At 63.0% G+C, this 11,882-nt stretch carries 10 protein-coding genes and 1 pseudogene; 2 read left to right on the top strand and 9 right to left on the bottom strand.

Annotated elements, in window-relative coordinates; all coding sequences use genetic code 11:
• Positions 1-93 precede the first annotated feature (93 nt).
• Positions 94-648 (top strand): DUF3515 family protein, encoded by a 555-nt coding sequence (locus SD72_RS08350; RefSeq protein ID WP_232299700.1) that lies wholly within the window; start codon positions 94-96, stop codon positions 646-648.
• Between the two features lie 96 nt (positions 649-744).
• Here SD72_RS08350 and SD72_RS17730 read toward each other — a convergent pair whose 3' ends face one another.
• The 8 genes and pseudogenes from SD72_RS17730 to SD72_RS08315 form a co-directional block, all read right to left on the bottom strand.
• Positions 745-894 carry a hypothetical protein gene (locus SD72_RS17730; protein ID WP_157000513.1) on the bottom strand — a complete coding sequence of 50 codons (150 nt, stop codon included), beginning with the start codon at positions 892-894 and terminating at the stop codon, positions 745-747.
• A gap of 412 nt (positions 895-1,306) precedes the next feature.
• Positions 1,307-2,357 (bottom strand): annotated as a pseudogene (locus SD72_RS08345) (D-alanine--D-alanine ligase family protein).
• A gap of 68 nt (positions 2,358-2,425) precedes the next feature.
• Positions 2,426-3,502, bottom strand: coding sequence for an NAD(P)H-dependent glycerol-3-phosphate dehydrogenase (locus tag SD72_RS08340; protein ID WP_157000520.1), 1,077 nt, complete (start codon positions 3,500-3,502; stop codon positions 2,426-2,428).
• A gap of 59 nt (positions 3,503-3,561) precedes the next feature.
• Positions 3,562-4,338, bottom strand: a complete 777-nt coding sequence (locus tag SD72_RS08335; protein ID WP_042543987.1) for a lysophospholipid acyltransferase family protein — start codon at positions 4,336-4,338, stop codon at positions 3,562-3,564.
• A 77-nt stretch (positions 4,339-4,415) separates the two neighbouring features.
• Positions 4,416-5,738, bottom strand: a complete 1,323-nt coding sequence (gene murA, locus SD72_RS08330; RefSeq protein WP_042544051.1) for a UDP-N-acetylglucosamine 1-carboxyvinyltransferase — start codon at positions 5,736-5,738, stop codon at positions 4,416-4,418.
• 134 nt (positions 5,739-5,872) lie between these two features.
• Positions 5,873-6,475, bottom strand: a complete 603-nt coding sequence (gene leuD, locus SD72_RS08325) for a 3-isopropylmalate dehydratase small subunit (protein ID WP_042543986.1) — start codon at positions 6,473-6,475, stop codon at positions 5,873-5,875.
• Between the two features lie 2 nt (positions 6,476-6,477).
• Positions 6,478-7,920 carry a 3-isopropylmalate dehydratase large subunit gene (gene leuC / locus SD72_RS08320; RefSeq protein WP_042543985.1) on the bottom strand — a complete coding sequence of 481 codons (1,443 nt, stop codon included), beginning with the start codon at positions 7,918-7,920 and terminating at the stop codon, positions 6,478-6,480.
• 171 nt (positions 7,921-8,091) lie between these two features.
• The gene (locus SD72_RS08315) at positions 8,092-9,147 is read right to left on the bottom strand and encodes a TerC family protein (protein WP_042543984.1); all 1,056 of its coding nucleotides are present in this window, start codon (positions 9,145-9,147) and stop codon (positions 8,092-8,094) included.
• A gap of 308 nt (positions 9,148-9,455) precedes the next feature.
• Here SD72_RS08315 and SD72_RS08310 point away from each other — a divergent pair, with 308 nt between their 5' ends.
• Positions 9,456-10,268: a TIGR00645 family protein gene (locus SD72_RS08310; protein WP_232299699.1), complete on the top strand. Its 813-nt coding sequence runs from the start codon at positions 9,456-9,458 to the stop codon at positions 10,266-10,268.
• Between the two features lie 109 nt (positions 10,269-10,377).
• Here SD72_RS08310 and SD72_RS08305 read toward each other — a convergent pair whose 3' ends face one another.
• Positions 10,378-11,751, bottom strand: coding sequence for an HNH endonuclease signature motif containing protein (locus tag SD72_RS08305; protein WP_052492558.1), 1,374 nt, complete (start codon positions 11,749-11,751; stop codon positions 10,378-10,380).
• Positions 11,752-11,882 lie beyond the last annotated feature (131 nt).

Genomic DNA, 11,882 nt, shown 5'->3' with positions numbered 1-11,882 from the left:
CGCGTGAATCTACCCGCGCGCGTACCTAGCATCGCGCCGCGCCACTCAGGCACCTCCCCGACTGCCAGGCAGCGCAACGGATAGGCTTAGTGCGTGAAAGCTCGTGCACTCCGTTCAGGCGCCCTTGTCCTCGCGACCGGGGCCATCGCGATGGTCCTCACCGGGTGTTCGTCTGACGTGCCAATGGAGCCTGCCACAGACGCGAACAATGCGGCCTGCGCAGATGTGATTGTGCGGCTCCCAGCCACCGTCGATGGGCTCGATAGGCGCTTCACAAACGCGCAGTCGACCGGAGCTTGGGGCGACCCAGCCAGCGTGCTGCTCTATTGCGGCATCGAGCCGAGCGGCCCGACGACCGATAGCTGTGTCACGGTGAACGGGGTTGACTGGATCATTGATGATTCGCGCGCCCCGCTTTTCCGGTTCGAGGCTTACGGCCGCAGCCCCGGGCTTGAGGTCATCGTGAACTTCGAAGACGGAGTGAGCGGCACGAACGTGATCACGGAGCTGAGCGGATCGGTGAAGAAACTGCCGCAGGAACGCAAGTGCACTTCGATCACCGACAGCATCGATGACTCGCAGTTCGGAGAGGTGCCTCAGACCGATGTCGCGCCGAATACCGATGAGGCCCCGCCGGAAGGCGAGTAAATCTTCCCCGGCCCGCGCACTTCACCGGGCCAGGTCGGTCAGCCATGCCGACGTGTCACTCTGCGATGCCTTTCTCGCGCAGGAGGTGGATCAGCGCTACTTGATCTTCGTAATCCTCCGCATTGCCATCGGCCGCGAGAATCGTGTCCCAGTGACCCGATTCGTCACCCCGTAGTACTCGTTCGCGTCGAGGAACGACGAGTGAGTGTCGATATCGATTCCATCGATCACTACGTTTCGAAACACACTGAATCCCAGATTCGAGCGACGCGCCTTCAGCCGCCTGATTCGCACGTTCTCGAAGAGCGGTCGCCCGTCGTCAACCGATGCGATCGGCCCTGACCAGTGGAGCAGTTCCAGCCGGCCCGTCTCGACGCCGCACTACCCGTGCGTGCAGCGACCACTGCGGACCCAGAAGTGCCGGCACACCATCGTGCAGGCCTGGTTGAGTGTGGAACTGGACTCCTGGAATCGGCTTATCGACCCAGCAAGGTCAACATAAGCCACCGCATTCACACCACAAACGCAGCCAGGCGGGCTGCGAACGCGGTCCGCTCGCGCTTCGTTCCGTGAGAGCCGCCGGCCATGTGCCGCACTCGCAGCTGCCAACCACGCGCGCCACCGCTCCCTTCGGGGCGGTACAGCGCGGCGATCCGCTCTAGTACGACGGGCGCTTTTCGAGCGCGAGCTCGATGAGTTCGGTGATGAGCTCGGTGTAGCTCATGCCGGAGGCCTCCCACAGCATCGGGTACATCGACGCGGGGGTAAAGCCTGGCAGCGTGTTGAGCTCGTTGAGCACGGGCCCGTTCTCGGTGAGGAAGAAGTCGATGCGTGAGAGGGTGCGCGCCTGTGTGCCCTCGAACGCGCGCACTGCGGCATCGCGGATCGCCTCGAATTCCTCTGGGGTCACCTTCGCAGGCAGCACGAGCTCGACCCCGCCCGCGCCGAGGTACTTTGACTCGAAGTCGTAGAAGGGCCGCCCGGTGACGACGATCTCGCCGATCACGCTGGACGTGCGCGTCGGCTGGCCGTCGCGCCCCTCGAGTACGGCGATCTCGACCTCTCGGCCAGTGATGCCGGATTCGATGAGCACCGTGCGATCCTCCGCGAACGCGACCTCGAGTGCGGCGGGGATCTCGGACGCCTCGGTCACGCGGCTAACACCCACGGAGGATCCCGCACGGGCGGGCTTCACGAAGAGTGGATACGTGAGGCCCGCATCGAGGCCGTCGATGATCGACGGGTCACGATCCAGCTCGCCACGGGTGACTGTGCGCCACGGCGCGACGGGGATCCCCATCGCTCTGCAGCACGACCTTCACGAGGTGCTTGTCCATGCACAGTGCAGAGCCGAGCACGCCCGAGCCGACATAAGGCATATCGATGAGGTCGAGCATGCCCTGGACGGTACCGTCCTCACCGTACGGGCCGTGCAGCATCGGCATCACCGCGTCGACGTGGCCGAGCGAGCTCAGCGAGCCGTCGCTCGAGATCAGCGTGAGCGAGCGAGTGTCGAGGGACGCTGGCCAGACGACGCGGGTGCCGTTGTCGCGCACCTCAGGGAGCGCGGCGGCGTCGAGGCGGAAGTCGGCGAGGTCGTCCTCCTGCATGAGGACCATCGCGCCACGCTTGGTGATGCCAACGAGGACGACGTCGAACTGCTCGCGGTCGATCGCGCGGAGGATCCCGGCAGCGGTGACGCAGCTGATTCCGTGCTCACTTGAGCGTCCGCCGAAAAGTAACGCAATCGTCCGCTTTTCAGCATGAACTTCGATCACTAGGAACGCTCCTTCCGGCGCCGGAAAAGGCGCCGCCACACCGATGTTGATTCTCCGCCAAGCACGAGTTCGCGCTGCGGGATGCCGTCCTCTGTCGCGAGGTGGGGGCCGAGGTTCTTCGGCTCCATTTCACCGTCGAGTACCATGGACACCTGCTGAACGATGGGCATGACGATGTTCTGCGCCTTCGCGATCTCAAGGATCGGTGCGACCGAAGTGATGCCCTCCGCTGTCTGCTGCATCTGTTCGCGGATCTCCTCCATGGAGTATCCCTGACCGATGAGCCGACCGGCGGTGTTGTTTCGCGAAAGCGGTGATTGGCACGTCGCAATGAGATCGCCGAGGCCAGCGAGTCCGGAGAGCGTGATCGGGTCTCCGCCCTGGCCGACGGCGAATTCCGTCATCTCCGCGAGCCCGCGGGTGATGATCGAGGCCTTCGTGTTTTCGCCGTAGCCGACGCCATCGACAATGCCGATCGCGAGCGCGATGAGGTTCTTCAGCACACCGCCAAGCTCGGTCCCAACGACGTCGGTATTCACGTAGGTTCGGAAGTAGGGCGCAGAGCAGGCCTTCGCCACTTCCTGCGCGATCTCCAGGGATGCGCAGGATGCTACGGCGCCGGTCGGCTGCTCTTTCGCGATCTCAAGTGCGATGTTTGGGCCCGAAACCACGGCGATGCGTTCGGGCTCGAGGTCGAGCGTGTCATGGATGACCTCGCTCATGCGCATCGTCGTGGTGCGCTCCACACCCTTCACCAGGCTGACTAGCACGCTCGCCGGGTCGAGGAATGGCTCAATCTCGAGGAGGTTCTGGCGCAGTGACTGGCTTGGCACTGCAAGGAACACGAGTCTCGCCCCGCTGAGCGCTTCCGCGAGGTTCGCGGTCGCCTTCAGTGTCTTCGGCAGGTTGATGCCTGGCAGATACTGGCTGTTACGCTTCGCGACCTGGATCTCGTCGGAGACCTCTGCGCGCCGCGCCCAAACGGTGACGTCAGCCCCGGCGTCGCACAGCACCTTCGCAAACGTGGTCCCCCAGCTGCCTGCTCCGATCACCGCGACTTTAGCGCCCGGGCGCACGCCACGGGGCTGCGCTCCGCCTCGGCGCGCAGCGGCGGCGGTTCCGCCGCCCACGGCGTTCAAAAACGGCCCGTTTCGTTCTGCTGATGCTTGGACGGGTCCCAGCGCTCAGGCGGTGCCTTTTCGCCGCGGAGCCCCTCAAGGAGCTTGGTGATTTCATTCATAAGCTTCGTCGTCGCTTCGTTGATGAGCCGCTGGTCGATGTGCCGGTCGCGAAACTCGCTCATGTCCATCGGATCGCCGATGGCAACCTCGATCGTTTTGCGCGGGAAGGGGCGGATCGACTTGCCGTAGCGCGGCATCAGTTCCTGTGTTCCCCAGTGCGCTGCAGGGATCAGTGGGATCCCGCTCTCAAGCGCGAGCCGCACTGCGCCGCTCTTGCCGCGCATCGGCCAGAGGTCAGGGTCGCGGGTGAGGGTGCCCTCTGGGTAGACGATCACGCCACCCTGGCTCTCGATGAGTTTGCTCGCCGAGCTCAGTGGGTTGTCGAGCCCGGTGGATCGCATGACCGCACCGGCACGCTCAACGGGGATCTGACCGCTCTTGCGAAGCATCCAGCCGAAGACGGGAATCTTGAACAGACTCTCCTTCGCGAGGAAGCGGGGAACTCTGCCAAGGTGCCAAACCGCGGCGCCCATCGCGATGGGGTCGATCTCACTGAAGTGATTCGGCGCGAGGATGAACGGACCGGTCTTCGGGAGCTTGGAATTCGGGGTGAATCGATAGCGCACCATAAGCGACCACGCAGGGAGCGTCAATGACGCGAGCACCCAGAACATCGAGGGCTTGCGCTTCTCGGGGCCCGAGAGGCTTCGCAGCTTCACCGTTTTCGTCATAGTTCGATTATCCCGGAATCCCGCGCCCACAACTGCATAGGCAGCCGTGCGGCGCGGGACTCGTCGAAAAGAAAGGCCTAGCCCTCGAACACGAAGTCTGCACCGACCAGCCGAAGCTTCTCGATGAAGTTCTCGTAGCCGCGCGCAATGATGCCAATGTTCGACACCTTCGACTCACCGTCGGCGATCATCGCCGCGATGAGGTGGCTGAAGCCACCGCGCAGGTCTGGGACAACAACATCCGCCGCAGTGAGCGGTGTTGGCCCCGTGATCACGGCCGCCTGCTCGAATTCGCGACGCTTCACCCGACGCGTGGAATCGTGGAGGCCCTGCGGGTGCACCACGATGTTCGCGCCCATCGTGTTCAGCGCGTCGGTGAACCCAAAGCGATCCTCATAGACGGTCTCGTGAATGGTGGAGACGCCCTCCGCCTGCGTAAGCGCGACGATGAGGGGCTGCTGCCAGTCGGTCATAAAGCCCGGGTGGACGTCTGTCTCGATGGACACAGGCTTGAGTGCACCGCCCGGGTGCCAGAAGCGCATCCCATCGTCGTGCACGGAGAAGTCGCCACCGACCTTGCGGTAGGCGTTGAGGAAGGTCATCATCTCTTCCTGGCGGACACCGCCAACGAAGATATCGCCCTTGCTCGCAAGCGCCGCAGCGGCCCAGCTCGCAGCCTCGTTGCGATCGAAGATCGCCTTGTGCTCGTAGCCGCGGAGCTCCTCGACACCCTCGATGAAGATGACGCGGTTTGGCTCCATCGAGATGATCGCGCCCATCTTCTGCAGGATGCAGATGAGGTCGATGATCTCGGGCTCGATAGCGGCGTTGCGCAGCTCGGTCTGCCCCTCCGCAAGTACGGCAGTGAGCAGTACCTGCTCCGTCGCGCCGACCGAGGGGTAGGGCAGCTCGATGTTTGCGCCCTTGAGACCGTTCGGCGCGGTGAGGCTGATGCCGCTCGGCAGCTTCTCTACGACGGCACCAAACTCGCGCAGCGCGTCAAGGTGGAAGTCGATGGGGCGGTCGCCGATCCGGCAGCCACCGAGATCAGGGATGAACGCCTCGCCAAGCCGGTGCAGCAGCGGGCCGCAGAACAGGATCGGGATACGCGAAGATCCGGCGTGCGCGTCAATGTCGGCCTTGTGGGCAACTTCGACGTTCGAGGGATCGAAATGCCACTCGTCGGCATCCTCGCCCTTCGTGATGAGCACGCCGTGCAGCGCGAGCAGGCCGGCGACGACGCGGACATCCGAGATGTTCGGCACGTTGCGGAGCACGCTCGGAGTCTTGCCGAGCAGGGTCGCAACCATGGCCTTGGTGACTAGGTTCTTCGCCCCGCGCACCTCGATGCGCCCCTCGAGCGGCTTGCCGCCCTTGATGATGATCTCATCGGCGCTCAGGCCTACCTTGGCGCCCTGATTCGCGGCGTCGTATTCGAGGGTGCGGGGTGCCGCCTCCTCCTCATTCGGCTTCGATACGCCGACCGGGATCTCCAGGGCGTCCGTCTGCTCTGCGTTGCTCACGTGGTTGCCTCCTAGGCGGTTTTCGAAGACAGGGTCCTGGGCATCCAGCCCGGACGACGTGCCTCAAACTCGGTAATCGCAGACTCGTTGCGCAGCGTCAAGGAGATGTCGTCAAGACCCTCCATGAGCCGCCACCGAGTGTAGTCGTCAATGTCAAATGAAACTGTAAGGTCGCCCGCAGAGACCGTGCGGTCCTCGAGGTTCACAGTCACGGTGGTCTTCGGGTCAGCTTCGATGACCGCCCACAGGCGCTCAACGTCGGCCTCTGACACCTGAGCCGCGAGCAGCCCTTGCTTGCCAGAGTTGCCCCGGAAGATGTCGGCGAAACGCGCCGAGATCACGACCTTGAAGCCGTAATCACGCAGCGCCCACACGGCGTGCTCTCGCGAGGATCCCGTACCGAAGTCTGGGCCCGCGATGAGGATCTCTGATCCCGCGAACTCCGGCTTGTTCAGCACAAAGTCGGGATCCTGACGCCAGTGGTAGAACAGCGCGTCTTCGAAACCTGTCTTAGTGACGCGCTTGAGGAACACCGCTGGGATGATCTGGTCGGTGTCAACGTTTGAACGACGCAGCGGCGTGGCCGTCGCATCGAGCGTGATGAACTTCTCCATGGTTATGCCTCCACCTTCGTCGTCGCGTCAGCCTGCAAGTCCCAGGGGCTCGACAGCGTGCCGCGGATCGCGGTAGCCGCTGCAACGAGCGGCGAGACCAGGTGGGTGCGCCCACCCTTGCCTTGCCTTCCCTCGAAGTTACGATTCGATGTCGATGCGCACCGCTCGCCGGGGGCGAGCTGATCGGGGTTCATTCCGAGGCACATCGAGCAACCGGCGAAGCGCCATTCCCCACCGAACTCTTCGACGATCTTGTCGATGCCCTCGGCTTCAGCCTCGAGGCGAACGCGCGCGGAGCCTGGGACAACCATGAGGCGAACACCGTCCGCCTTCTTCTTGCCCTTGATGATGCTCGCGAATTCGCGGAGGTCGTCGAGCCGAGCATTCGTGCAGGAACCCATGAATACGGCGTCTACCTGGATCTCCTTCATCGGAGTTCCAGCTTCGAGGTCCATGTATTCGAGGGCACGCTCTGCAGCTGCGCGCTCATTCGGGTCAGTAATATCTGACGGGTTCGGCACAGTGTCACTGAGGTGAACGCCCTGTCCGGGGTTCGTGCCCCAGGTAACGAAAGGCTCGAGCTCGCTCGCGTCGATGTTCACCTCGGCGTCGAACACGGCGCCCTCGTCTGTGGGAAGCGTCTTCCAATACGCGACGGCTTCGTCCCAGTCGGCGCCGGTCGGGGCTGCCTCGCGACCCTGAACGTACTCGAACGTCGTCTCGTCAGGCGCGATCATGCCTGCGCGGGCGCCAGCCTCGATCGACATGTTGCAGATCGTCATGCGACCGTCCATCGGGAGGTTCCGAATAGCGGACCCGCGGTATTCGAGGACGTAGCCCTGTCCCCCGCCGGTTCCGATCTTGGCGATCACCGCAAGGATGATGTCTTTCGCGGTGACGCCGGGGCGGAGCTCGCCGTCGACGTTGATCGCCATCGTCTTGAACGGCTTGAGCGAGAGAGTCTGGGTCGCCATGACATGCTCAACCTCGCTCGTGCCAATGCCGAAGGCGAGGGCACCGAACGCGCCGTGTGTCGAGGTGTGGCTGTCGCCGCAAACAACCGTGATGCCGGGCATCGTCAGGCCCAGCTGCGGGCCGACGACGTGCACGATCCCCTGCTCTTTGTCCCCGAGGGGGTGTGAGCGAACGCCGAACTCCTCGACGTTCTTGCGGAGCGTCTCGATCTGAATGCGGCTCGTTGGATCCTCGATCTCGCGCGTGATGTTCAGCGTCGGAGTGTTGTGATCCTCGGTGGCGATCATCAGATCGACACGCCGCAGGGGCCGATCCGCAACCCGCAGGCCATCGAAGGCCTGCGGGCTGGTGACCTCGTGAATGAGGTGCAGATCGATGTAAATGAGGTCGGGATCTCCCTCATTACCTTTGACGACTACGTGGTCGTCCCAGAGTTTCTCAGCCAGGGTACGGGGCTTCGTCTCAGTCATTGTTCTCTTCATTCTCTTGCTTCGCGTGAACGAGCCATAGTGCTACACACGCGAGTGGATCGGCCGTGCAAGAACCCCGCGACGGGCGGCCGTAGGCTAGATCCCGTCGCGGCCACGAAGAAGAAGGTGCCGCTGACGCATGTTGAAGAGTCTAACACCGCACCCGTTCGATCAATTCCCGCTCGATGTATCTCCAGCAGGATGCTCGCTTTCGCCGTGCGGTTCAGCCGCACCGAGGTGCAGCGTTTCGCCTGTTGCGCGGGCTACCTGCTTGGCCTTCCAGATACTCGCAACGGTGGCGATGGCCATCGCGGCGACGATGAACAGCAGCGACATTCCGGTTGTGATCTCGGGCACAGGGACCGGCTGTCCACCGTTGATGAACGACAGCTCGTTCTCGTGGAGCGCGTGGAGGATGAGCTTCACACCGATGAATGCAAGGATCGCGGCGATGCCGTACTTGAGGTACGGGAGCTTCTCGAGGAGGCCACCGAGCAGGAAGTACAGCTGCCTGAGCCCCATCAGCGCGAACACGTTTGCGGTGAACACGATGAACGGGCTCTGGGTGATCCCGAAGATCGCGGGGATCGAATCGAGTGCGAACAGCAGGTCGGTCGCGCCGAGCGCAATAAGCACGAGCAGGAACGGCGTAAACATGCGCTTGCCGTCAACGGTCGTGCGGAGCTTCCCACCGTCGTACTCGTCGGAGAACGGCATGACCTTCTTGACCTGACGGATGATCCAGCTGTCGCCCTGGTCCTCATGCCCGCCCGGCTTGACCTGCTGCCAAGCAGTCCAGATGAGCCATGCACCAAAGATGAAGAATACGGCGATGAAACGCTCGATGATCGCTGCGCCGACGAGAATGAAAATGCCTCGGAAGATGAGCGCGAGCACGATGCCGATCATGAGCGCGCGCTGTTGGTAGGCGCTCGGCACCTTGAATGCGCCGAGGATGAGCACAAATACGAATAGGTTGTCGATCGACAGGCTGTACTCGGTAAGCCAGCCCGCAACGAATTCAGTTGCGTGCTGTGCGTCGCCGAGCAGATAGATAGCCCCGGCAAAGATGAGCGCGAGGAGCACATAGAAGCCGACCCAAAGGCTGGCCTCACGCATCGAGGGCACGTGTGGGCGCTTGATGATGAGTAGCAGGTCAACGATAAGGATGACGGTGAGGAGGATCATTGATCCGACCTCGAACCAGAGCGGTAGGGCAGTTGTCACGGTAGAGAAATTCTCCTTCGGGATAGCGCGGGGTGCGCAAAACTCCGAAAGTCTCTCCCCGGTGCCACCCTCACAGGTGGCGCCGCGCTCGCACCGGCCGCGCGATCTGCGCACAGCGTATTGACGACACGAGCGAGGTGGAATACTCCCCTTCGCAGACGCCAGTATATCCCTGTGAAGTTACCGAAGGGTTTCGACCCCGCGACTCGGACGAAACCTGCGCCACACTTCCCCAGTATTTAGCTGTCTCACTGGGATAACATATGGTTCTTCGTTTTAGCTTGCAGCATCACTTTGGGAGAACACACGTGGACGAACGCTTGACGCCACCGATACAGCGCAGCACTGACCGGGGTCCCGGCGCTGCCTCACGGACGCTCGCTGCGTTTATTTTCGCAAGCCGCTGGCTGCAGGCTCCCCTGTACCTCGGCCTCATCATCGCCCAGGGCGTGTACGTCGTACTGTTCTTCGTTGAGCTTTGGCACCTGTTTGAAAACGTGATCATCTCGGGAAAGATCACCGAGACCGACGTCATGCTCAGTGTGCTGGCGCTCATCGACATCGTGATGATCGCGAACCTCCTCATCATGGTCATCATTGGCGGCTACGAAACATTCGTATCGAAGATCAGGGTTGAGGGCCACCACGACGAGCCAGAGTGGCTGTCGCACGTGAACACGAACCTCCTCAAGGTGAAGCTCGCGGTCTCGATCATCTCGATCTCGTCGATCCACCTACTCAAGACCTTCATCGAGGTTGGCCGCATGGACGACGGAATTGTGCGCGGCACCGACGGACAGGTGATCTACTCGAACGACGGCGTGTTCTGGGAGGTCATGATCCACCTCGCGTTCATCGTTTCGGCGCTGGCACTCGCCTGGATCGACCGTATGTCGCAGCACCACCCAGCAGTGCGACGCGATGAGGTCACTGCGGGAGCTATCGAGGCGAGCCTCGCCGGAGATCACGGTGCTACCACCGGCGTTTCAGCAGGGGGCGAAGTAGCGACCCGCGCCGCGGCGGGCGCACCCGTCATCTCGGACGGGTATGTGACCGTGCGGATGCCAGCAGGTTCAGCGCTCCCTGAGGGGGCCGAGATTGTTGACGGAAGCGGGCGGTAGCGGGCGGAAGCGGGCGGTAGCCTGCTCTCCTCGCTACGGGCTGAGCAGCCCTGGCGACACACGAGTAGCGCGTTGGGCAGAGCGGCGCGCGCTGTCTGCCCCGTTCGTTCTAGGTTCGAGACGGCCGTGATGCTTCTTCGGCTTCGGGTCTTCGGAAGCGCACCCTGCTCGCCGGCCTATCGAGGTATTCGCGTCCCGTAGGGCTTGTCCATCGCATTTCGCCGTTGCCCTGCTGAGAAACTGTCCAATCACTGTGATGCTTCAGTGTGTGATGACCACGGCACAGATGAGCAAGGTTTGCGGTGGATGTCGGCCCGCCGTGCGCCGCGTCGATTGTGTGGTCGATGTCACAGCGACTCGCAGGGACGCGGCAGCCTGGCGCCCGGCAGTGGAGGTCGCGAGCAGCGAGCAAGCGCTTCATGTGCTGCGAGGGGCGGTAGCGGTCAACTGAGACGATGCCGCCGTCGTCGTTCACCCTGATCCGCTCCCACGCGTCGGCACCGCCGGCGAGCCGCGAGGCGGTGAGCGAGTCAATTGGCCCGTATCCCATGAGCTCCGCAGCCCCATGCGCTGGAATAACTACCTGGATGTGAGCCTTGACCTGCTCCCGCTCAGCTGTCTCCTCACTCTCTCGACAGAGCAGCAGATCCCTGAATATATCCGCGCGAAGCTCGTCTCTCGATCGCTTCGCCTGCTGCTGCTGCTGAGAGACGACATCTCCGTTGACGGCATCTCTGTTGACGGCTTCACCGTTAGCGGTATCAGCGCGGCCAGCATCCGATGGGGCCAACCTCTCCGGAGCCCCGACACGCGTGTCAAGGCGCCCGCCCTCCACTGCCCGCTTCGCCAGCTGAGCGATTCTGTCACGAATCGCGTAGGCGTCTTCAGCAGACAGCGACGCGACCAGGTCTGCCATTCCGTTGTCGCAATCAACAACGCGGACACCCCGCCGCTTCATCGCCTGCTCGTGCCGCTGTGCGACGGTACTCTCCGCGTGCGCCGCTGCAAGTCGCCGAGCAATCGGGCGCAGACGAGCCGGGGTCTCCTCGCGCGCGATAACGAGCACTTCTCTTTCGTAAGCCGCCCTGCGGGGATTATCGATCGCTGGCTGCCCGGTCTCTAGCGGTGCCCCTTCGTCGGTCACGACGCGCAGATGGCTCAGCGCGATCTCTCCACGCTTGAGCGCTGCGAGCGTAGCGGGGAAATCTTGCTGAGCCAGGTATGCGGTCGTCAGCAAACGATCCACGGTGCGTTCGCTCTCACGCAGCGCCGTAGCGAGCTCTAGGCGCAACGATCGGTATGCCAGTTCGCGCTCGTCACCGGCGCCGATCCCCCGCCCAACTGCCGCTTCCATCGCTGCTGCGAAGTCAAGAAGCTGCTCCGCTTCGAGCTCACGCTTTCGCGCTTCACGGCGCTCGATGCGACTCACCGCGGCATCGATTACCGTCAGCTGCGTCTGCCCGAAGCGCCCGTTAGATTCCATGTGTTAATTAAGACACACACCACCGACATTTACGGGGAGAGAATGCGGGTCGTACCCGTCGCAGAGCTACCTCGCTCACTCGCCGTGTCCGCAACGACCGCCGTGACCCGGTAGTCTGGATCGGTGCCGTT

Origin of the sequence: Leucobacter komagatae, assembly GCF_000834055.1 — a bacterium.
GTDB lineage: Bacteria > Actinomycetota > Actinomycetes > Actinomycetales > Microbacteriaceae > Leucobacter > Leucobacter komagatae_A.
This window is presented reverse-complemented; position numbering and strand designations above follow the sequence as displayed.

What these genes read in the sequence shown, in the direction of transcription:
- SD72_RS08305 (WP_052492558.1), bottom strand. Translation starts at nt 11,751, where the DNA reads ATGGAATCTAACGGGCGCTTCGGGCAGACGCAGCTGACGGTAATCGAT.
- SD72_RS08335 (WP_042543987.1), bottom strand. Translation starts at nt 4,338, where the DNA reads ATGACGAAAACGGTGAAGCTGCGAAGCCTCTCGGGCCCCGAGAAGCGC.
- leuC (WP_042543985.1), bottom strand. Translation starts at nt 7,920, where the DNA reads ATGACTGAGACGAAGCCCCGTACCCTGGCTGAGAAACTCTGGGACGAC.
- leuD (WP_042543986.1), bottom strand. Translation starts at nt 6,475, where the DNA reads ATGGAGAAGTTCATCACGCTCGATGCGACGGCCACGCCGCTGCGTCGT.